At 56.1% G+C, this 18,086-nt stretch carries 18 protein-coding genes; 13 read left to right on the top strand and 5 right to left on the bottom strand.

The genetic code is table 11. The features are described 5' to 3' along the window. Positions 1-182 (bottom strand): hypothetical protein (locus ACESLM_RS27595; RefSeq protein WP_372637132.1); only part of this gene is annotated, 182 nt, incomplete at its 3' end. Further along, complete coding sequence (locus ACESLM_RS27600; RefSeq protein WP_372637135.1) at positions 179-1,327, bottom strand: DUF4062 domain-containing protein; 1,149 nt, start codon at positions 1,325-1,327, stop codon at positions 179-181. The genes ACESLM_RS27595 and ACESLM_RS27600, both read right to left, overlap by 4 nt. A gap of 151 nt (positions 1,328-1,478) precedes the next feature. On the opposite strand from ACESLM_RS27600, the gene ACESLM_RS27605 reads away from it, so the two are divergent. The 8 genes from ACESLM_RS27605 to ACESLM_RS27640 all read left to right on the top strand — a co-directional run bounded on the left by ACESLM_RS27605 (position 1,479) and on the right by ACESLM_RS27640 (position 8,950). Continuing rightward, positions 1,479-2,405 (top strand): S66 peptidase family protein, encoded by a 927-nt coding sequence (locus ACESLM_RS27605; protein ID WP_372637137.1) that lies wholly within the window; start codon positions 1,479-1,481, stop codon positions 2,403-2,405. A gap of 94 nt (positions 2,406-2,499) precedes the next feature. Beyond that, positions 2,500-3,075 (top strand): beta-class carbonic anhydrase, encoded by a 576-nt coding sequence (locus ACESLM_RS27610; protein WP_372637140.1) that lies wholly within the window; start codon positions 2,500-2,502, stop codon positions 3,073-3,075. A gap of 97 nt (positions 3,076-3,172) precedes the next feature. Then, positions 3,173-3,532, top strand: coding sequence for a response regulator (locus tag ACESLM_RS27615; protein ID WP_372637143.1), 360 nt, complete (start codon positions 3,173-3,175; stop codon positions 3,530-3,532). A gap of 517 nt (positions 3,533-4,049) precedes the next feature. Further along, positions 4,050-4,697 carry a histidine phosphatase family protein gene (locus ACESLM_RS27620; RefSeq protein ID WP_372637146.1) on the top strand — a complete coding sequence of 216 codons (648 nt, stop codon included), beginning with the start codon at positions 4,050-4,052 and terminating at the stop codon, positions 4,695-4,697. A gap of 26 nt (positions 4,698-4,723) precedes the next feature. Beyond that, positions 4,724-5,347: a histidine phosphatase family protein gene (locus tag ACESLM_RS27625; protein ID WP_372637148.1), complete on the top strand. Its 624-nt coding sequence runs from the start codon at positions 4,724-4,726 to the stop codon at positions 5,345-5,347. 64 nt (positions 5,348-5,411) lie between these two features. Continuing rightward, positions 5,412-6,722 (top strand): extracellular solute-binding protein, encoded by a 1,311-nt coding sequence (locus ACESLM_RS27630; protein ID WP_372637150.1) that lies wholly within the window; start codon positions 5,412-5,414, stop codon positions 6,720-6,722. A 147-nt stretch (positions 6,723-6,869) separates the two neighbouring features. Beyond that, the gene (locus tag ACESLM_RS27635; protein ID WP_372637179.1) at positions 6,870-8,108 is read left to right on the top strand and encodes a carbohydrate ABC transporter permease; all 1,239 of its coding nucleotides are present in this window, start codon (positions 6,870-6,872) and stop codon (positions 8,106-8,108) included. After that, positions 8,108-8,950, top strand: a complete 843-nt coding sequence (locus tag ACESLM_RS27640; protein ID WP_372637153.1) for a sugar ABC transporter permease — start codon at positions 8,108-8,110, stop codon at positions 8,948-8,950. The genes ACESLM_RS27635 and ACESLM_RS27640 overlap by 1 nt, the downstream gene beginning before the upstream one ends. Positions 8,951-9,109: 159 nt before the next feature. Here ACESLM_RS27640 and ACESLM_RS27645 read toward each other — a convergent pair whose 3' ends face one another. After that, the gene (locus ACESLM_RS27645) at positions 9,110-10,144 is read right to left on the bottom strand and encodes a LacI family DNA-binding transcriptional regulator (protein ID WP_372637156.1); all 1,035 of its coding nucleotides are present in this window, start codon (positions 10,142-10,144) and stop codon (positions 9,110-9,112) included. Positions 10,145-10,327: 183 nt separating this feature from the next. Further along, positions 10,328-11,194, bottom strand: a complete 867-nt coding sequence (locus ACESLM_RS27650) for a helix-turn-helix domain-containing protein (RefSeq protein WP_372637158.1) — start codon at positions 11,192-11,194, stop codon at positions 10,328-10,330. Between the two features lie 124 nt (positions 11,195-11,318). On the opposite strand from ACESLM_RS27650, the gene ACESLM_RS27655 reads away from it, so the two are divergent. The 3 genes from ACESLM_RS27655 (at position 11,319) to ACESLM_RS27665 (ending at position 16,131) form a co-directional block, all read left to right on the top strand. Next, positions 11,319-13,988 carry a family 78 glycoside hydrolase catalytic domain gene (locus ACESLM_RS27655; RefSeq protein WP_372637161.1) on the top strand — a complete coding sequence of 890 codons (2,670 nt, stop codon included), beginning with the start codon at positions 11,319-11,321 and terminating at the stop codon, positions 13,986-13,988. Between the two features lie 132 nt (positions 13,989-14,120). Then, positions 14,121-15,068: a thioredoxin-disulfide reductase gene (gene trxB, locus ACESLM_RS27660; RefSeq protein WP_372637164.1), complete on the top strand. Its 948-nt coding sequence runs from the start codon at positions 14,121-14,123 to the stop codon at positions 15,066-15,068. Between the two features lie 112 nt (positions 15,069-15,180). Continuing rightward, the gene (locus ACESLM_RS27665; protein WP_372637167.1) at positions 15,181-16,131 is read left to right on the top strand and encodes a phosphotransferase family protein; all 951 of its coding nucleotides are present in this window, start codon (positions 15,181-15,183) and stop codon (positions 16,129-16,131) included. 32 nt (positions 16,132-16,163) lie between these two features. On the opposite strand, the gene ACESLM_RS27670 is transcribed toward ACESLM_RS27665, so the two are convergent. Further along, positions 16,164-16,319 (bottom strand): hypothetical protein, encoded by a 156-nt coding sequence (locus tag ACESLM_RS27670; RefSeq protein ID WP_372637170.1) that lies wholly within the window; start codon positions 16,317-16,319, stop codon positions 16,164-16,166. 246 nt (positions 16,320-16,565) lie between these two features. Here ACESLM_RS27670 and ACESLM_RS27675 point away from each other — a divergent pair, with 246 nt between their 5' ends. Both ACESLM_RS27675 and ACESLM_RS27680 read left to right on the top strand, forming a co-directional pair. Continuing rightward, the gene (locus ACESLM_RS27675; protein WP_372637173.1) at positions 16,566-17,750 is read left to right on the top strand and encodes an NAD(P)/FAD-dependent oxidoreductase; all 1,185 of its coding nucleotides are present in this window, start codon (positions 16,566-16,568) and stop codon (positions 17,748-17,750) included. 50 nt (positions 17,751-17,800) lie between these two features. Then, positions 17,801-18,086, top strand: a 286-nt coding sequence (locus ACESLM_RS27680; RefSeq protein WP_372637176.1) for a sigma factor, incomplete at its 3' end; no start/stop codon positions are given.

Raw genomic sequence — 18,086 nt, forward strand, 5'->3', positions numbered from 1 at the left:
TGTCTCTGCGTCGCCTGGGTGAACCGCTCCTGAATCAAGGAGTTGCTTATTTTCCACGCGGACAGATCTTCTTGCACGAGCTGCGTCGACGATTTCTTCGCAGGGGCGAACAGGAGCGCGTCCTTCGGTTGTTCTCCGACGGCCAAGCTGACTTTGCCGTTTTTGGATACGTAGACGTTCATGCCAGCAAACCTCCCAAAACCAATTTGACCAAGAAGACGAGATACGGGTTTTTATTCATTATAGCATCATTGACGCTTTCCTGATACGTGACGTATTTGCGGTTGTCCCAATCCGGGCCGGCGGGACAATGCAGCGTCAGAACGTGCTCGCCGTGTTTGAAGCAGCCGTAAAACATCGATTTGCTTTGCGTGTAGTGGACGGTATCCTTGTTCATCTGGTAGGTCAGCGCCACATAGGAACTCTTGTCGTCCAGCCGGAACGAGCGGTTCCACGCGACGTCTCCCCACTTGGCGACGAATCGCATTTTGTCGCCTTCCCGGACGTACAGCGTCGCTCCGATGCAGGCGTCGTAACCGCCGACCGTCTCCGACACGTATTGGCCATAGCGGTGCTCGATCCGCCCGGCCGTCATTCGGCTCGCGACCGCACCCAGAACCGCCTCGTAATCTGGTCCGTCCGCCTTAGGCTGCAGCGAGGCGAGCTCGGACAACAGGCGGAAGGCTTCGTCCGATTGAGCGAGTCTGCGTCCGTTCTCGATGATCGAGTTCTTGAGCGGCAGCAGCATGGACCCGCGCCGCAGCAAATCGCTGAAGTAGGTTGGCCAGTCGATCCGGACGCCGAGCGAGAGGTCGTCCATATAGACGTTGCGGACGGACAGATCGTGAAGCAGAAACCAGACGTACGGATCGACGTGCGCCGGAACGCCGGGGTGGTGCCGGAGCGCGGCCAGCACTTCGTCGGTCGAAGGAGGCCTCCCCGACTCGGCCATGCATTGCTCCAGAAAGTCGTCGATCCATTTCCGCACCGTGCCGAAGAACGCGGCTTTGACGCTCGTGTCCGCGAATACGAGGATCGTCTTGCCCTTGTCGTGCGCCTGGATGAACTCCATATGGGTCACCGTGCGCTGCGCTTCCTTGTAGTAGGTGCCGCCGCGGCTGCCGACGAACAGCAGGAAGATGTCGGCCTCCCCGACCGCTTCGAGACACTTGGAGACCGGGTCCGCGTAGGCCGGCCACGGGCCGAGATTTTCCTCCCACATGACCGGTTCGTGCCCAAGCTGCCTCAGCTCGTCGAACGCCTCCTTGCGCAGCCGCTTCAGCCCGTCCTCGTTGACCGAGCTGATGAAAATTTTCGCTTTGGCCAATTCGTTATCCCGCCCCCTGTCGCAACCGACTTTCTTCCATTATAACCCATGGGACGGGCCGCGGCATCGCGAATTTCGCTAGGCTATCCCGACCCCGGCGCACATACATATAGCATTAGCCAAAACAAACGGGAGGGAGCGATCGTACGGGATGGCGATTAAACCATTGGCTTTGCGGCGGGGGGACACGGTAGGAATCGTCACGATAGGCAGTCCGCTCGCGCCGGCGACGATCGACGCCCGGATCGCCTACCTGCGGAGGCTCGGCTTGAACGTCGTCGTCGGACGGCACGTCTACGACGAGAACGGCTTTCTGGCGGGGACCGCCCGCGAGAGAGCGGAGGATCTGATGAGCATGTTCGCCGATCCGGACGTGCGGCTCATTTTGCCGTCCCGCGGAGGCGTGGGAGTAGAAGGGATACTGCCCTATCTGGATTTCGGATTCATCCGGCGGCATCCGAAGATCGTCAGCGGCTACAGCGACATTACCGTTCTGCTCAACGCGCTGGCGCAGCTGTCCGGCATCGTGACACTGCACAGCTTGCTGCTGATCGATTTCAGACCGGATATTCCGCCTTACAATATCGAACAGTTTTTCACGGCGACGTCCTCGACCGGAGTGCCGCGGCCGCTGAACAATCCTCCGGGCGTGCCGCTTGTTCCCAGAGTTCCGGGCAACGTCAGCGGGCCAATCGTCGGAGGCAACCTGACGTCTCTGACGGGAACGCTCGGAACGCCTTACGAGATCGATACCCGGGGCAAAATCCTGCTGCTGGAGGAGGTCCACGAGCCCGTGAACACGGTGTTCCGATATTTGGAGCAGCTGCGGCTCGCCGGGAAATTCCGGGATTGCCGAGGCATCGTCATGGGAGAGTGCGCCGGCTGCCAGGACGCATACGGCAAAACTTACGGAGACGTCATAGAAGAGTTTATCGTTCCGCTGGGCAAGCCGCTCGTCACGAATTTGGCATCCGGCCACGGCGCGTACAAGGCGGCCGTCCCGATCGGGGCGTTCGTTAATCTGAACGCGAGCGAAGGGAAGCTGACATGGCTGGAGCCGGCGGTGACGTATTCATAATCTATTTTTGCATTTTTGTGCGAATCGAAATAAACTAAAGAGACAACATTGGTCTTGTCTCTTTTTAATGTATCTGGGAAAGGGGAAATAACACATGTCATTCGTCAGCGATATTTTGGAATTCAATCAACAATTCGTGGAGGAACGTAAATACGAGCAGTACTTAACGGACAAGTTCCCGGAGAAGAAGGTCGCGATTCTGACCTGCATGGATACGCGGCTGGTGGAGCTGCTGCCCAAGGCGCTTAATCTGCGCAACGGCGACGCCAAGTTCATCAAGAATGCCGGCGCGGTGCTGACCCAGCCGTTTGGGAGCGCCATGAGGAGCATTCTGATCGCCATCCACGAGATGGGGGCCAAGGAAGTGCTCGTGATCGGGCATCACGGCTGCGGCATGACGCAGCTCGATTCGGGAGCGCTTGTGGAGAAGTTCAAGAAGAACGGGATTTCCGATGTCGTGCTGGACACGCTGGAGAATTCGGGCATCCGCATGGAAAAATTCCTTAAGGGCTTCGATAAACCCGAGGACGGCGTTAAGCACAGCGTCCAAATGATCCGCAAGCATCCGCTCGTGCCCGAGTTCGTGCCGGTCCACGGCTTCCTGATCCATCCGGATACGGGCAAGCTGGAGTGGCTGATCGACGGTTACGCGGAAGCCCAACTCCGCTAAAACGGCGAGAAGATCACGTTAAGCCGCTTGTTCAGATTTTGTTGAGAGCCGACGAGTACAATAGAGCTGAGGCTTTATGCTCGGGAGGTTGAACAAGATGGCGAAAATTATGGTCGTCGACGATGCCGCGTTTTTGCGGGCTATGCTGAAGGACATTTTAGTAAAAGCCGGTCATGAGGTCGTATCCGAGGCCGCGAACGGCCTGGAGGCGATCGACAAATATAAGTCCCTTCGGCCGGACTTGGTGACGATGGATATTACGATGCCCGTCATGGAGGGCGTTGAAGCGGTGAAGGAAATCCGCAAGATCGACCCGTCCGCCAATATCGTCATGTGCTCCGCGATGGGTCAGAAAAATCTGATCATCGAAGCGATTCAAAGCGGGGCCAAGGATTTCATCGTCAAGCCGTTCCAGTCGAACCGGGTTCTCGAGGCGGTCTCGAAGGCGATCGGATAAAAGCAAGACCGCTCTGCCGATGGCAGTAAACTGGTCCCCATAGACTGGACACTTTGAAAAAGGTGTTTAGGATTATGGGGACCAGTTTATTTACCGCCTTCTATAGGCCCCCCCTTTTTTTATTTCCAACCCCAATTTGTTTCAGATCATTGAAACAAATTGGGGTTTTATGTTTATTGGTGTTTCTTGGATTCCGCACCCAAATTTCCTATTGAATAGCGCTTTTTACTCATCGAGAAGAGCTTGGCCTTTAATTTTTATAGTCTATTTATAATTTCTCCTTTTCGTTTCTGCAAAAATATGCTTAAATATAATTGCAAACTGTTTCATATTGTTTCATTTTGTTTCATGGCGGAACGTGCAAGAGAGGGATGGCAAAAATTCTGACTTGCACAGCCGCTTTCAAATTCAATGGATTGAAAGGCGGGGCGAAACCATCGAATTAAACAAATTGGGGGCGTGTGCAGAGTAAATAAATGTATGCGTTTGCATTGATTAAACCTGTAAGGGAGCAGCTATGGAACTTTTTCTTGTACGACATGGGCAATCGGTAGGCAATACGGAGCCCGATCTGGATATGCCGGATTCGCCGCTGACCGCGAAAGGGAAGGAGCAGGCCGGACTCGTCGCGCGCTATTTGCTTAATAAAGGAATAACGGCTATCTATTCAAGCCCGCTGATTAGGGCGATGCAGTCGGCTCAGCCGTTGGCCAATCTGCTCGGCTATCCGATCCATGTGATGAAAGCACTGTACGAAGTGCGAGAAGGAAGCCCGTATGAAGGTCCTTCACGGCAAGCGCTGACCGAGCTTGTGCCGGAGGCCCTGTTCGATGATTCGATAGAAGAGGAAGGCTGGATCTGTCCCGGAGGCGACCTTCCTGAAACAAGCAAACTGCGCGCCCAGGCCGCGCTGCATCAGCTTCAATTAAGCGGTGAGGAGCGAATTGCGGTATTCTGCCACGGGATGTTTAATGAATATGTCATTCGCGAAGCGCTGGGTATTGGATCGGAGCGTATACGCTTCATCCAGGAGAATACGGGCGTGAACCATTTTATTATCCACAAGCAAGCTATTGAAGTGCTTAAAATTAATGATACCGTTCACTTGCAGCTAAAGAAGGACGTCCGACGGGATAGTTCTGCCAATGAGATCGCGTACGGATGATTCCAATCAGGAGGACAATGATTCGGATGCACTTATATGTTGTTCGTCATGCCCAGTCCACGATGAATATCGGTCAGGGAGGAGGGCCAAACTGCGACTTGACGGAGCTTGGGGGATGGCAGGCGCAACGGCTGCCTACGTTTTTCCGGGAGATCGGGCTGGACGCGATATATTGCAGTCCGCTGCGCAGAGTCATTCAGACGGCCGCACCGTTGGCCAAGGCCAAAGAAATGGAAATTGTACTTATTCCGGAGATGTCGGAAATTTTCAATGAAGCCTGGACAGACTACCGGGATTACAACTGGGAGTCCTGCAGCCAGATAGAAAAGGAGTTTCCAGACGCAAGATTTGCCGAACACCAGAATAAGCGGCGCCGATGGTGGCCCTCTTGGCCGGAGCATGAGGCCGATGTACGCAAGCGCGTACAAGTCTTCGTCAATAATCAATTGGCGCCGTTGCTCGGAACGGAAGCCCATGTCGCTGTATTCGGGCATGGGCAGACGACAGCAGATTTAAAGCGAATCATTCATCCTGAAGACAGCTATCCGGCATACAATGCGGCTGTTGCTCATTATGAGCTTGACGCCGCGGGCATATGCATAAGCGCTGCCTTGCATACAGGCCATCTTGGCCGGCATGTCTACGAATAAACAGATCGAACCATTCGACAGCCGATTTTAATCGGAAGTCGACATTTCAGGGAGGTACAAACCCATGACTAGAAAGCTCTCATTCATACTGCTCTCGACAGCCGTCCTACTCTCCACTGCGGCTTGCGGGCCGACGAGAAACAGCGAGCAGCCGACTCCGGCTCCGAATACGAACGCGAATAAAGAGACCGGCGGACAGCAGGGCGACAACATGCCGCCAAAGCCGAACCAACTGAAAATCTGGGCGCCGGAAAACGAAATGGAATTGAAGTCCATGCGGGAAATAACGGCGAGATTTACGGATGAAACCGGCATCAAGGTCGAGGTCGTTCCTTTCAACCCGCGCGAACAAGCTAAGGCGTTTTCACTTGACGGGCCGGCCGGCAATGGACCGGATTTATGGGGCGCTACCCATAATTCAATGGGCCGCAATGTGCTGCAAGGACTGGCCGAGCCGTATCGGATTAGCGAAGAGCGAATTGTCCAGTATTCGCCCGAGGCGATCCAGGCTGTAACCATCAACGGCGAAATCTACAATCTCCCAATGGTCATCGAGACAACGGCCCTATACTACAACAAGGATCTGCTGCCGGAGCCGCCGCAGACATGGGAGGAACTGGAGGCTTTCTCCGAGACGTTCACGGACGCTTCTCAGGACCGGTTCGGCTTTTTGATCGACGCAACGAATTTCTATTACGCCAACATGTTTATGCAGGGCAATGGCGGTTATATTTTCGGATATGACGAGAAAACGGGCTACGATGCCAACGACATCGGCTTGAACAATGAAGGGGCAGTCAATGGGGCCAATCTGATCAAGTCCTGGTTCGAAAAGAAGTTGATTCCGACATCGATCAACGGCGACATCATGAACGGTCTGTTCAAGGAAGGCAAGGTTGGTGCAGTCGTCAACGTGCCGTCCGGCATCAAAAACTACGAATCGTCGCTGGGAGACAAACTCGGCGTCGCACCGTTGCCGAAGCTCGCCAACGGACAGCGTCCGCCATCCTTCCTAGGTATCAAGGGACTGGTGCTTTCGCCATTCTCTAAGCATAAGGAATGGGCAACCGAATTGGCGTTGTTCATTACCAATGACGACAATGCGGCAAGCCACTTCGAGATCGCCGCGGAAATTCCGGCGCGCCCGGGCATTCTGAATAGCGACCTGATTACAGGTCACCCTTACTTCTCGGCAATCGCGGAGCAAGCCAAATATGCGACCCCGACGCCGAACAACCCTGAAATTTCGCAAACCTGGGAGCCGATGAAAAATGCATTGATCTTTTTATCGCAAGGACACGATACGAAAGAGGTGCTGGATGAGGCAGTCGCTCAAATCCAGGAGCAAATTGCGATAAACAATGCCAATCAATAGCAAGGAGACTATTGGGGAGTGGAGGGGCGGAATGCTTTCCGCTCCTCCCCGATTCATGCATGTCCATGAGGAGGTTAGAATAGATTGGCAGAACAACAGGAACGAAATCGCGGGCCGCAAACCGGCAAGCACAGCGTCAAGCTGGCGATGGCGCTTTCCGTTATTCCGGGGCTCGGGCAACTGTACAATCGAAGATTTATAAAGGGCGCGTTATTTTTTACCCTGTTCTTGTCTTTTTTTATTTTGTTTGCGGATTTCTTGAATATCGGGTACTGGGGGTTGGTCACGCTTGGAACATGGGTAGGCGTTGACGACTCGAGAGCATTGCTTATCCAGGGAATCGTTTCGGTCATCCTTACCTTTTTCTTTATCCTGTTCTATTGGATGAATTTAAGCGACGCGCGAAGCGATGCGAACCGTCTGCGGGACGGATGGAGAATTACGACGATTCGCAGCGGCTTTAAGGAGGCATGGGACAAGGGAGTCCCGTATCTGTTTATCGGCCCGGGCATCTTTATGATGATGTTTGTCCTTATTTTGCCGCTGTTATTTATGGTTTCCCTCGCGTTTACGAACTATAATATTTACAATTCCCCGCCCCGCTTTCTACTCGATTGGGTCGGGTTCGACAATTTCAAAAGCATCTTCTCCGTGCCGATTTGGCGCAATACGTTAATTTCGGTCTTATCGTGGACATTGGTGTGGACGTTCGTAGCAACTACGCTGCAAATCGCGCTCGCCTTGTTTCTGGCGGTCATTGTCAACGACAAGAGGGTCAAGTTCAAAAGATTTATTCGGACGATGCTCATTTTGCCATGGGCCGTTCCGTCCTTCGTTTCCATTCTGGTATTCGCCGCCTTGTTCAATGATCGGTTTGGTGCAGTGAATCGAACCATTTTATCGCCATTTAACGTTTCGATTCCGTGGATGACGGATCCGTTCTGGACGAAGGTAGCCATTATTATCGTCCAAGTATGGCTGGGCTTCGGCTTTGTCTTCGCTTTGTTCACAGGCGTTCTGCAAAGTATTTCAAGCGACTGGTACGAAGCGGCGGAAGTGGATGGCGCGAGCAAATGGCAAAGGTTCAGGCAAATTACATTGCCGCATATTCTGTTCGCGACAGCTCCGCTGCTCATTATGCAATACACGGGCAACTTCAACAATTTCAATCTAATCTATCTGTTTAACCAGGGAGGGCCGCCGGTACGCAATCAGACGGCTGGATCGTCGGATATTATTATCTCGTGGGTGTACAAGCTTACATTTGAAACCTTGAACTACAATATGGCGGCGGTCATCTCGATCATTCTCGGTCTGACTGTCGCTACAGTCGCCTTTTTCCAGTTCAGGCGAACACGCTCGTTCAAGGAGGAGGGCAAAATCTGATGAGTGCGAAATGGCAGTCGAGGCTAGAGCTTGCGGGCATCTACGCTTTCATCTTGTTCATGTTCATCGTCATTTCATACCCGCTGCTGTGGGCGATGGGAGTATCGCTGAATCCGGGCACCAGCTTGTACAGCGCAACGATCATTCCCGAGAATTGGTCGACGGAGCACTATAGCTGGCTATTCACCGATCCGAACAGCCAATATTTGTTGTGGTACAAAAATACGCTGATCGTCGCCTTTTGGAACACGGCGCTGTCGCTGCTGGTCGTTACGATGCTGGCTTATGCGTTCTCGCGGTATAGCTTCAGAGGCCGCAAGCACGGCATGTATACGCTGTTGCTTATCAATATGTTCCCTGTGCTGATGGGCATGGTGGCACTCTATATTTTGCTGAATATTTTGGGTTTGCTCGACACGCTCGCCGGTCTGATTCTTATTTATGTCGGCAGCTCTATTCCGATGCATGCCTTTCTTGTCAAAGGGTACTTTGATACGATCTCGCGGGATCTCGACGAATCCGCGAAAATTGACGGCGCAGGCCACTTCCTGATTTTCTTCCGGATTATTTTGCCGCTGGCAAAGCCGATTCTGGCCGTTGTGGCGCTCTTCAACTTCATGGCGCCATTTATGGACTTTCTTCTGCCGAGGATCGTCCTGCGCAGTTCGGAGAATTATACGCTGGCGCTCGGGCTGTTCAATCTTGTCAATCAGGAATTCAGCAACAACTTCACCCGATTTGCGGCCGGGTCGATTCTGATTGCCGTTCCGATCGCCGCTGTCTTCCTGATCTTGCAGCGCTTCCTGATTTCCGGGCTTACCGCGGGCGCTACAAAATCCTGATCGCAATCGAAACCATTCGAATCCTTAAGCCTGCAAGCATGAAGAAATCGCAAGCTCCGCGGAAGCTTCTACCCGGAACTTGCGATTTTTACGTTAATGCTCCTCTAAATCGAATCGGACATGCGTTGCCCCGAAGCTCCCCGGGACGGCATAAGCCGATCAGGCTTCTTGCGCGTTTCGCTGCGTCGATTGGCGAACGATCAGCTCGGATGGCAGCGTGACCGTTTTGTTTTTGTTGATTCGAGTGGGGTCATCCATCAGCTCGATCAGCATATCCAACGTTTCAAGCCCAAGGTTCTCCCCCCCAATCGTTGTGCAGCTGATCGTCGGCGATATTCTGAGCAGAAAAGGCGCGTCGTTAAAGCCGATGACGCCAACATCCTGAGGCACGCGAAGTCCCCTGTCGCGACAATACTTCAATACGCCAAGCGCCCACACGCTATCGGCAGCGATAATGGCGTCGAATTCCCCGCCGTTGTCGACGTATCTGTCCAGCGCGGCAATCATTTCAGCTTCCTCCGGTCCGCATAGGATGACGCCTTCGTCTCCCGACGACAGACCGCTGTCATGCAGCGCCTGCTTATACCCGCCGATTCTGTCCCGCATAATATCGACATTGACGCTGCCGGTCAGAAATACAATGCGCTGATAACCTTCATCCAGTAAATGCTGCGCGGTAATGTAGCCGTCGCGATAATTGTCGCTGTGAATGCAGAAAATATTGTGCTGCAGGCTGCGTCCGATCATCACAAACGGAATTGCATGATCCTGCAAGCTTTCAATCAACGAGCTTTTGTCCGACGATAAAACGCCGGATAGGATAAAGCCGTCCACTTTCTTGCTCTTGTACAGGGATAGACACTTCTCGATCTGTTTCTCGACAGAGCGTATTGCGGAAATTTGCAAATTGTAGCCGAAATTTTGCGTGGCATTCGCCAACCCGATCAGTACGCTGGAGTAGTACGGGTTGCCGAAAATTTCGTTCGGATCGCGAGCGATCGTGTAGCAGATGGTTCGAGAACGTCTTGATAGCGCATTTGGGCCGCCGTTATCTGGCGCGTATCCGAGCTCGCGCATGGCCTTCTCCACTTTGTTATTAATCTCGGGGGAGGTATTGCCTTTCGCTCTTAGCACCCGCGACACAGTTGCCGGCGAAACCCCAGCCACGCGCGCTATATCTCTGACCGTGGGCATTCCATGCCCCCTTTCTGCCGAAATAAACCTAACCTAATAATACGATGAAATTTAACTGCAATTCAATAAACCCCCAAATAGTGACTGTTCCTGCGCACGCGGTTCGGCACGGAGGAGGGATATCGCATGTACGGCGACGCTCAACTCGAGCGGTTGCAGCGAATATCGGGGGAGCTTGCCCGCTTAGGATAAGGACGCTTTCCGGTATTCGCCCGGCGTCATTCCTGCGATTCGCTTGAAGACCGAGAGGAAGGAAGCGGTATCCCTGTAACCGACCGTCTCGGCGATCGAGCCGATCTTCAGCGCCGTGCTGCGGAGCAGCTCGCAGCTTTTCTGAATGCGCAAAGCCTGCAGATAGCTGTTGAACGATTGCTCCGTATGCTGCCGGAACAGGCGCTGCAGATGCCGTTCGCTCCAGCGGCTGATCTCGGCCAGGCTCCGCAGCGACAACGGCTCGGCAAGATGCTGCTCCATGTAGGACAGCAGATGGTCGAATTGCGTGAATTTGCGGACGGAAGCGGACGGCGCGTCATGCTTCAATCTCTGTACGACGATGAACAATTGGATGAGAAGGGTGTCCAGATAATCGGAAGAAGCGCCCCGAGGCATGGAGAACTCCCGGTGCATCGCCAGCATCAGCCGCTCGATCGTATCGTCCGTGTCGGAGAGGTAGAAATAGGGCGAGGCTCCGTCTCTCCATTCTCCGATGAATCGCGCCAACCTCGGGTCTGTGACGAAGGAGGCGAGCCTCCCCAGCAGCGCGGGCGAAAACACGCAGTTATAGACGGTCAGAGGGTGTTTGGCCACGTCCGCGGAAGCGGGGCGGAAGACGTGAGGAATGCCGATCGGGATGCAGAAGAGCTGTCCCCTGCGAATCGGGTGGACCTGCCCGCCGACATGGTGGAATCCGGTGCCTTCCGCTACGAAGGCGAACTCGATGAAGTCGTGGTCGTGCACCGGCGCTTCGAAATCTTCAGAGGCACGGTTGACGTAGACGAGCCGATCGTGATGGAAGAAATAATCGCCCTTTAAGGTATGGATCGGGTTCATCAAAGCACCTCCTCAAAATGTCCGTATTCCCCTATTCAAATGTCCGTAATACCCGGATACTTTTTGTGGAAACCATTATATCATAGAGGCAATTCGGCAGTAAGAGAAGGGAGCCTGGTTATTTATGCTGCAGGTTATCGAATTGCGTTGCGAGTATAAGCGAAATCCGCTCGGTCTGGACGTCAAGAGGCCGCGCGTCAGTTGGAAGCTGTCTTCGGAGGAGAGAGCGGTCGTACAGGGCGCTTACGAGATCGAGGTTGCGGGAAGCCCGGATTTCTCGGCGGCGGAATGGAGCTCGGGCAAGGTGCAGTCGGACCAATCGCTGCACGTCGGGCTCACCGGTTTGGAAGTCGTTTCGCGCAAGCGCTATCATTACCGCGTCCGGGTATGGGCAGCCTCGGGAGAAGCTTCGGAATGGTCGGAGCCGGCCTGGTTCGAGACGGGCGTCCTGGATAAGAGCGAATGGAGCGCGAAATGGATCGGCGTGGATAAGCCGGAAGAGCAGTGGAAGAACCGTCCCGACACCTATGTGGAGAGAAGTCCGCTGCTTCGCAAAAGCTTCGAGGTCGGCCAAGGCGTGAAGAGGGCGCGGATCTACGCCACCGCCCTCGGCCTGTACGAGCTGGAACTGAACGGCGCTCGGGTCGGCGAAGATTATTTCACGCCTGGCTGGACGAGCTACAAGCACCGGATTCAAGTGCAGGCGTACGACATAACGCCGATGCTGGAAGAAGGCGAGAACGCGATCGGCGCGATGCTGGGCAACGGCTGGTACAAGGGGCCGCTGGCGTGGAGCGATCACTACTGCCTGTACGGAACCCGGCAGGCGCTGTTCCTGCAGCTTCATATCGAATACGAAGACGGCTCGGAGCAGACGATCGTCTCCGACGAGAGCTGGCGCACGACGGCAAGCCAGATTCTGATGTCCGAGATCTACCACGGGGAGACGTACGACGCGAGATTGGAAATTCCGGGATGGAGCAAGCCCGGCTACGACGACGGGAAGTGGGAAGCGGTCGCGATCGTCGAGCAGTCGAACGACCCGCTGATCATGCAGGAGAACGACCCGGTGCGGAGGTTCGAGGAGATCAAGCCGATCGAACTGATCAAGACGCCGCTCGGCGAGACCGTCCTTGACCTCGGGCAGAACATGGTCGGCTGGCTGAAGTTCGCGGTGAGAGGCGAAGCCGGAGCCGAGGTTGTCGTACACCATGCGGAGGTGCTCGACAAGGACGGCAATTTCTACACGGACAATCTGCGGGCGGCCAAGCAGGAAATCCGTTACACGCTGAAGGGCGGGGAAGCGGAGACGTACGAGCCGAGATTCTCGTTCCAAGGATTCCGCTACGTTCGGCTGACCGGCTTTCCCGAGCCGATCCGGCTGGAGGACTTCACCGGAGTCGTGCTGCACACCGACATGGCCCCGACTGGAAGCTTCGCCTGCTCGGACCCGCTCGTCAACCAGCTGCAGCACAATATCGAGTGGGGGCTGAAGGGCAATTTCCTCGACGTGCCCACCGATTGTCCTCAGCGCGACGAACGGCTCGGCTGGACGGGCGACGCCCAGATGTTCATTCGCACGGCCGCTCACCTGCGCAACATCGCTCCGTTTTTCACGAAGTGGAGCCGGGATTTGGCCGCAGACCAGCGCGAGGACGGAGGCGTTCCGTTCGTCATCCCGAACGTGCTGGACGAGAACTCCCATTCTTCCTCCGCATGGGGAGATGCGGCGGTCATCTGTCCTTGGACGATCTATCTCTGCTACGGGGATAAAAGAATTTTGGAGGAGCAGTACGAGAGCATGGTTGGGTGGGTCGAGTACATCCGCAAGCAGGGAGACGACGAGCATTTATGGAATACGGGCTTCCACTTCGGCGATTGGCTCGGGCTCGATTCCAAGCCGGACACGTATATCGGCGCGACCGACCGCGACTATATCGCCACGGCTTTCTACGCCTATTCGACCTCCTTGCTGCAGAAGATCGCCGAGACGCTCGGCAAGCGCGAGGACGCGGATAAGTACGCCGGGCTGTACGAGCGGATCGTCTACGCGTTTCATCGGGAGTTCGTCAGCCCCAGCGGTCGGCTGACCGTGCCGACCCAGACGGCGCAAGTGCTCGGGCTCATGTTCGGCATTCTCGACGAGCAGGCCAAGAAGCGGGCGGAGAAGAAGCTGCTCGAGCTGCTGGAGGAGAGCAAGCACCATCTGACGACGGGCTTTGTCGGCACGCCGTACCTGAACCACGTGCTGACCGACAGCGGCCATAACGACGCGGCGTACAAGCTGCTGTTCCAGCAGGACTACCCGTCCTGGCTGTATCAGGTGACGAAGGGCGCGACGACGATCTGGGAGCACTGGGACGGCATCAAGGAGGACGGTTCGTTCTGGAGCAAGGACATGAACTCGTTTAACCATTACGCTTACGGGGCGATCGGCGACTGGCTGTACCGCCGGGTGGCGGGCATCGACACCGACGAACAGGCCGCGGGCTACAAGAAGATCCATGTCCGTCCGCAGCCGGGAGAGGGACTGGACTGGGCGGAAGCCCGTCTGGAAACGATGTACGGAGAAGTGCGCAGCTACTGGAAGCGTACGGATAACGGGGGCATGGAGCTCGAGGCGACGATCCCGGCTAATACGACGGCGGAAATCAAGCTGCCGAACGCCAAGCTGGAGACGGCGAAAGAGAGCGGCTCCAGGCTCGAGGCCGCGGCGGGAATCGCATCCGTGCGGCAGGAGGAGGACGGAGTGACGCTGACGGTCGGCTCCGGACGGTACAGCTTCAGCTGGTAAGCGCGATTAAGGCGGGCGGCGCCTTCTTCATGAAACCTTCATCTAACGTTCATCTTTCCTTCATGACGTTCCGGCGCGGGGATGGTATCCTTTTAGTCATACTAGGAAACTTATAAGGAAGTGAGAGTTAAGATGAGCGCTTATAAAACGATTATTATCGGTACCGGACCTGCGGGGCTGACCGCGGCTATCTACTTGGCCCGCGCCAATCTGAACCCTCTCGTCATCGAAGGGCCCGAGCCGGGCGGACAGTTGACGACAACGACGGAAGTGGAAAATTTCCCCGGATTTCCGGAAGGCATTATGGGGCCGGAGCTGATGGAGAATATGCGCAAGCAGGCCGAGCGGTTCGGCGCCGAATTCCGTTCGGGCTGGGTGAACAGCGTCGACATGTCGGAGCGTCCGTTTAAGCTGTCGGTGGAAGGTCTGGGGGAGCTGAAGGCGGAGACGCTCATTATTTCTACCGGGGCTTCGGCCAAATACCTGGGTATTCCGGGCGAGAAGGATAACGTCGGACGGGGCGTCAGCACCTGTGCGACTTGCGACGGCTTTTTCTTCCGCGGAAAGAAGATTATCGTCGTAGGGGGAGGGGATTCCGCGATGGAAGAGGCGCATTTCCTGACGAAGTTCGCTTCCGAAGTCGTTCTGGTTCACCGCCGCAACGAGCTGCGCGCGTCGAAGATCATGCAGGATCGCGCCCGCAGCAATCCGAAAATAAGCTGGAGCTTGAACCGCACGCCGCTGGAGGTCGAGAGCGGACCTCTGGGCGTGACGGGACTGAAGGTGAGAAACAACGAGACCGGAGAAGAGGAGACGATCGCCACGGACGGATTGTTCGTCGCTATCGGCCATACGCCGAACACGAAGTTTCTCGGCGGTCAGCTGGAAACGGACGAAACCGGCTATCTGATCGTCAAGCCGGGCTCGACCGAGACGAACGTTCCCGGCGTCTTCGCCTGCGGGGACGTGCAGGACAACAAATATCGCCAGGCGATCAGCGCCGCTGGCACGGGCTGCATGGCCGCGCTCGATTGCGAACGGTTCCTGGAAAACGTGGAAGCTTCGTTAATCGAGGCTTGACAAACACTAAGCCGTCTCATAAGTTATCATCATTACTGTAATGATGACTTATGGGGCGTTTTTTTGATGGTCAGGAATCGGGACGCCGCCGGGACAGGGAAGGGGAACGCGGATGCAGGGAATATACAAGACGCGGCTAAGCGAGAAACAGTTAAGAGACGCGGCCATGGCGACGTTCGGCCGGCCGCTGCTCGCATTCGAGGAAATGACGGACGGCTGGGCGAACAGCGCGTTTAAGCTGGAACTGGACGACGGCCGCAAGGCGGTGTTGAAGGCCCGTCCTTCTTCGGAGCTGCGGTTCATGCGCTGCGAGATCGACTTGATGAAGACGGATGTGGAAGCGATGGGCCGCTTCGCGGACACCGCAGGCGTTCCTGTTCCTCGGATCTATGTCTACGATACTTCGCGGGAAAGGCTCCCGGTCGATTATTTCGTCATGGAATTCGTCGAGGGCGAGCCGCTGAACCGAATTAGGGACGAATTGGACGAGGAGACCCGGGCTTCGATCTACCGGCAGCTGGGACAAATCAACCGGAGAATCAACGAGGTCCAAGGATCCGGGTTCGGCTTCTACTCGGGCAAGCTGGAACGCTCTTGGCCCGAAGCGTTCTACGGGATGATCGCCGGGATTCTGGCGGACGGCCGCGACGCGGGCGTCGAACTGCCGATGGCGTACCCGGAATTGGAGAAGCGGATCGGCGACAGCTTGGCATTGCTCGAGGAGATCGGAGAGCCGAAGCTGCTGCATTGGGATCTGTGGGACGGCAATGTGTTCGTGAAGGACGGGCAAGTAACCGGCATCGTCGATTTCGAGAGGGCGATCTGGGGCGATCCGCTGATGGAGTTTTATTTCAGCCATTTCCATAACTCGGAAGCCTTCCGTCAAGGCTACGGCATCACGATCCCGGACCCAGCCCAGATCGCCCGCAGGAAGCTTTACGATCTGTATTTGGACCTCATCCTATATGTGGAATGCGCCTATCGGCAATACGACGACCGGAACCATGTCCGGTGGGCGCACGACAATCTCGTCCGAAGCCTCGAACGGTTCTCGGCCGAGTAGAGACGGCCCGGATTGCCCGAGTCGCCGTACATTCAGTGATCGGGTTCCTCGGAGCTTTCGCAAGCCTGCTCCAGAGCCGATTGAAATTCTTCCTCGTTGTCCGACGCCAGCTTGCTGCCGAACTGTCCGAGCTGGCTCGGACTGCTGGCCGGACCGTCGTTGTCCGGCTTGTTGTTTCTTCCCGCCATCGCGATCGCACCTCCCGTTTAGGATTTAGACGAGTTGGAATTGCCCTTTTTGTCGGACGTTTTCGTCCTCGTGTTTTTGGTTGCGTGGCCTTGCTGTTTGGACACGGGCTTTCCTCCTTTCTTGCGGATGAATTTACTTTGCTCTCCCGTCCCTGGAATGATTCGTCGAAAAAAATCAATCGCCCCCGGTCACAAAACCGTCGACCTCGTCGTTATATGTGCACAACTAAACGAGGGGTGATGGCGATGAAGCCAATGACATGCGTCGTCGTAGGCGGAGGTTATGCGGGAGTCAATACGGTCAAGGCGCTGCTGAAAGCTTATCCGGAGGAGGCGGGCGGACGTTCGCTGCGCATCGTGCTGATGGACAAAAATGCGTACCACCTGCGCAAGGTGCTGTTGTTCAAGGCTGCGGCGGGGGAGGAGGATATTACGATTCCGTTCTCGAAAATGTTTCCGGAAGGCGTGCAACTGATTCAAGGGGAAGCGACGGGAATCGAAGGCGCTGAGAAGCGGGTGCGCTACAAGGATGCCCGGGGCGGCGAAGGCGCGATCGAGTACGATTGGCTTGTGCTTGCGGCGGGCAGCGTCGTCCGTCGGCCGGAGCCCGAACAGGGCGGTATCGCTCTGGGCGGACTGGGCGATGCAAAACGTATTCGCGAAGCGTGGCAGAGCAATCTGCTTCGGGCGGCGAAGGAGAACCATTCCGCCGAAAGGGAGAAGCAGCTGACGATCGCGGTAGCCGGAGCGGGCATCAGCGGCATCGAGACGGCGGCCGAGCTGGCGCATAGCGTTCGCGCGGATGCCAAGCGGCTCGGACTGGACGCGGGCGAAGCGCGGATCGTGCTGTATAATGCGAATAAGCGGCTGTTTCCGGACGGTCCGGCCAAAGTGGGGAACAAGCTGGAAAATGCGTTGGCGGCCAGAGGGGTGACGGTGCGGCACGGCGTCAAGGTGCTTAGCGAACGGGGGGGAACGCTGACGCTGTCCGACGGCAGCAGCGAACAGGCGGGCTTGTGCGTCTGGACGCTGGGGCTGCTGCCTAATCCGGGCTTGCGGGAGTTGGGCGTCCCGGTCACCGCGGACGGCCATATCGAGGTGGACGGAAGCTACCGGATAGCCGGGTTTCCAGGCGTGTACGCGATCGGCGACAACGCGCGGATCGTCGATCCCGAAACCGGCCGCATCGACGGCAAAACGTGCAAGGAAGCGATCGGCCAAGTGCCCCGGCTGATCAAAGTCATGGCGGCGGATGCGGCCGGTCGGTCCGCTCCGGTTCACAAGTCGTACATGGATGTGTTCTGTTTCGGGCTCGGACCCGAGCATGGGATGGTATGGACGCGGCAGTGGGGGTTCGATATCGTGCTGACCGGCAAGCTGGGCTGGAAAGTCCGCAAGTACACTTGGGACTCGGCAAGCTTGATCAAGTGAGCCGGACGCGCGCCGACGATAGGCTGGCTGGACGGAGGCGAGGAGAAAGCATGCAGGAACTTTACGAGCGGTACAGAAGGCTGCTGTTTACGTTGGCCTACCAGCTGACGGGCACCGTGGCCGACGCGGAAGACGCGGTGCAGGACGTGTTCGTGAAAATATATGAGATCGAGCCGGAGCGGCTGGCCGAGCCGAAGGCGTATTTGTGCAAAATGGTGACGAACCGGTGCCGCGATCTGCTCAAATCGGCGCGCAAGCGGCGGGAGCGGTATTTCGGCGAATGGCTGCCGGAGCCGGTTCCGACGGAGGGAGACGATTCGCTGGAGGCGATCGTGA

The sequence above is a fragment of the Cohnella sp. genome (genome assembly GCF_041641335.1).
In the GTDB taxonomy this organism is placed as follows: domain Bacteria; phylum Bacillota; class Bacilli; order Paenibacillales; family Paenibacillaceae; genus Cohnella.

Coding starts and splice junctions, on each gene's coding strand:
- ACESLM_RS27605 (WP_372637137.1), top strand. CDS start 1,479: ATGGCGATTAAACCATTGGCTTTGCGGCGGGGGGACACGGTAGGAATC.
- ACESLM_RS27610 (WP_372637140.1), top strand. CDS start 2,500: ATGTCATTCGTCAGCGATATTTTGGAATTCAATCAACAATTCGTGGAG.
- ACESLM_RS27615 (WP_372637143.1), top strand. CDS start 3,173: ATGGCGAAAATTATGGTCGTCGACGATGCCGCGTTTTTGCGGGCTATG.
- ACESLM_RS27620 (WP_372637146.1), top strand. CDS start 4,050: ATGGAACTTTTTCTTGTACGACATGGGCAATCGGTAGGCAATACGGAG.
- ACESLM_RS27625 (WP_372637148.1), top strand. CDS start 4,724: ATGCACTTATATGTTGTTCGTCATGCCCAGTCCACGATGAATATCGGT.
- ACESLM_RS27630 (WP_372637150.1), top strand. CDS start 5,412: ATGACTAGAAAGCTCTCATTCATACTGCTCTCGACAGCCGTCCTACTC.
- ACESLM_RS27635 (WP_372637179.1), top strand. CDS start 6,870: ATGGCGCTTTCCGTTATTCCGGGGCTCGGGCAACTGTACAATCGAAGA.
- ACESLM_RS27640 (WP_372637153.1), top strand. CDS start 8,108: ATGAGTGCGAAATGGCAGTCGAGGCTAGAGCTTGCGGGCATCTACGCT.
- ACESLM_RS27645 (WP_372637156.1), bottom strand. CDS start 10,144: ATGCCCACGGTCAGAGATATAGCGCGCGTGGCTGGGGTTTCGCCGGCA.
- ACESLM_RS27650 (WP_372637158.1), bottom strand. CDS start 11,194: ATGAACCCGATCCATACCTTAAAGGGCGATTATTTCTTCCATCACGAT.
- ACESLM_RS27655 (WP_372637161.1), top strand. CDS start 11,319: ATGCTGCAGGTTATCGAATTGCGTTGCGAGTATAAGCGAAATCCGCTC.
- trxB (WP_372637164.1), top strand. CDS start 14,121: ATGAGCGCTTATAAAACGATTATTATCGGTACCGGACCTGCGGGGCTG.
- ACESLM_RS27665 (WP_372637167.1), top strand. CDS start 15,181: ATGCAGGGAATATACAAGACGCGGCTAAGCGAGAAACAGTTAAGAGAC.
- ACESLM_RS27670 (WP_372637170.1), bottom strand. CDS start 16,319: ATGGCGGGAAGAAACAACAAGCCGGACAACGACGGTCCGGCCAGCAGT.
- ACESLM_RS27675 (WP_372637173.1), top strand. CDS start 16,566: ATGAAGCCAATGACATGCGTCGTCGTAGGCGGAGGTTATGCGGGAGTC.